Raw genomic sequence first — 2,167 nt, 5'->3', positions numbered from 1 at the left:
ATTTGGTTGCTCTTTTGGCCAGATGATAAACCTGAACCAGATTTTTCCTCTGCCAATAAAATTGAATTATTGGCAAGTATCCTCGCAGGTAACAACGAGGATATTATCCGAGATGCTGGCTATGGAATTCCGGATGACCCAGTGATTCGCCGATGGGGGATAAATAAACTTAAAATATCTGGGAAATTAAACTTGGATGTACGCCCACCGACTAGTTTGGAAGACAGTGAGCTTCTAGTTCTTTTTTCTACTATGATTAACGGTAAAGAAACAGATGTAGCGTTTTTCTTAGATAAAAAATTGAATTTAATTGATTCGAGTTATGAGTCTATAGAGGAAAATGATACTGGGAAAAAAATTGAGATAGATGAGACTCAAGAAAAAGAGTTACTACATCAGGTTCAAACAGAATTAAATCAGTTCTTTGAAAAAATGAAACAGCAACTAGCTTCTAAATAAAGTGTGAGATATTGCGGACAGGGAAGAGTGAAGCCTTTCTTGTAGAGCATGGCAAAACTGTTGAAGAGGAACAAAAGAAGAATCAGGAGGCCTTTTTTGACTATTTAGAAAGAGGCTTAGAGAGCAATGTTAGATAAATTGAAACAGTTTAAATGGTTGATAATATTATTTTTGGTTGTATTAGTACTTTCGTATTTCACTTACAATCATTTTCAACAATCTAATACATTGAAAGTAGCTTTTGAGAAAAATGATAGAATTGAAGTTCTTCATCGTTTGCTAGAATCAGAGAAGTACGCACCTGATATTCGCAAAGCAGGCTTTACCATTCCGCCAGATGGAGCCATTCGGTTAGAAGGGGTTGTTTATCCACTGGAAATAGAAGGAGATATACATTTGAAAATTAGTCCTCCTCAAAAGCAAGCCAAGGATTTTCAGTTATTTTTCATTACACAAGTTAATGAAAAACAAACACATGTAGCTTTCGTTTTAGATAAAAATCTGAATTTACTTTATTCTAGCTATTCTCAGGAAAATGCTAAGGGAACAAGAGAAATAGTTTCTATCTCACAATCTGAAGAAGCCCGCTTGTTGAAAATTGTTCAAAGTGAGATTAATAGCTTCATTAAAAAGATGTATCAAATCTTGTATGGTTAGTTTTGTAGAAGAGTTAAATACCAATAACTCCCTATACTAAAAAAACGGTCATACAGAGAAGACTATCCTTTCTCAATTTGGGGCCGCTAGTGGAAAGAAGGGAAGAAGCCGGATTATTTGGGAAATTATCTCTTTGGTTATGTTGGGAAAGGCTATCTGGAGTCAAGCGATGACTATTTAAAATATGGTGCAGGAAAGGCACAACAATTCTCGGATTATTTGAAGTTTGATAAATATTTTGTAGTAGGCGCAGATATAAAATACGATCTGAGTCTATTGCAAGGTCAGTAAGGGGATAATTTTGGTGATGCCGCTGCAATTCAAGACGGCGTGGATGCTTATAAGGGGGGAAATAACTAACATGTTCACTTCATTAGTATTTATCATTTCTTTAATCCTACTTTTGCGCTGTTTTAAAAGTAGGCGTTCAAGGCTTATTATTGGCGTGCTGTATAGTCTGTTTGTTGTCTGGTACGTTCAGGCAATTTTAAACTACGGTAAATATACCCTGCAACCAGGTCAAAGCGTTGAATTAAGAGTGTCTCCAAATACGGATCAGCTTGAATATAATTCGGAATTGATTTTAGATAAAAAAGATAATAGAAGTATAAAATTATCAGGTACAAATGTTTGGTCTGAAAAATTTGGGGATGTATTATTTGGGGTAAGTGAAAAGAAAATTATTAAGATAGGCAGTACCGAGGGAGACAAGAATGAGCTTCCTAATAATCAAAAAGATATACATTTAGTAGAAGATGGGATTGTTGTTAGTTATAAAGGAGAAAAAGTTTTTGATGTGACAAACAACAAACCTTACTACATCACCATCACCAATGTAGACAATAAACCGGCCAAATTTGAAGCCCAAGTGGTGGATAGGTAAGGTAGAACATTAGCAACAACTTAGAATTAGCAATCAAGCAATAGACCTTCTGCTTAAAAGAGCGTGACTGCCTGATAGTTATCCTAGACTATGAAAAATATACAGCAGGTGGACAATTTATCAAGCACGGGAAAAGATGGGATTTCTTATGGAAACCAGATACGGATG

Annotated in this window: 4 protein-coding genes; all 4 read left to right on the top strand. The window is 35.4% G+C overall.

Annotated elements, in window-relative coordinates:
• Positions 1 to 459: hypothetical protein (locus FXF62_RS10670; RefSeq protein ID WP_149518716.1), on the top strand; the 459-nt coding region annotated here is incomplete at its 5' end.
• Between the two features lie 126 nt (positions 460 to 585).
• Complete coding sequence (locus tag FXF62_RS10665; protein ID WP_149518715.1) at positions 586 to 1,116, top strand: thiol-disulfide isomerase; 531 nt, start codon at positions 586 to 588, stop codon at positions 1,114 to 1,116.
• A 117-nt stretch (positions 1,117 to 1,233) separates the two neighbouring features.
• Positions 1,234 to 1,407, top strand: a complete 174-nt coding sequence (locus FXF62_RS10780; RefSeq protein WP_187984274.1) for a hypothetical protein — start codon at positions 1,234 to 1,236, stop codon at positions 1,405 to 1,407.
• Between the two features lie 70 nt (positions 1,408 to 1,477).
• The gene (locus tag FXF62_RS10660) at positions 1,478 to 1,999 is read left to right on the top strand and encodes a hypothetical protein (protein ID WP_149518714.1); all 522 of its coding nucleotides are present in this window, start codon (positions 1,478 to 1,480) and stop codon (positions 1,997 to 1,999) included.
• Positions 2,000 to 2,167 lie beyond the last annotated feature (168 nt).

Origin of the sequence: Streptococcus cristatus, assembly GCF_008369405.1 — a bacterium.
GTDB lineage: Bacteria > Bacillota > Bacilli > Lactobacillales > Streptococcaceae > Streptococcus > Streptococcus cristatus_G.
This window is presented reverse-complemented; position numbering and strand designations above follow the sequence as displayed.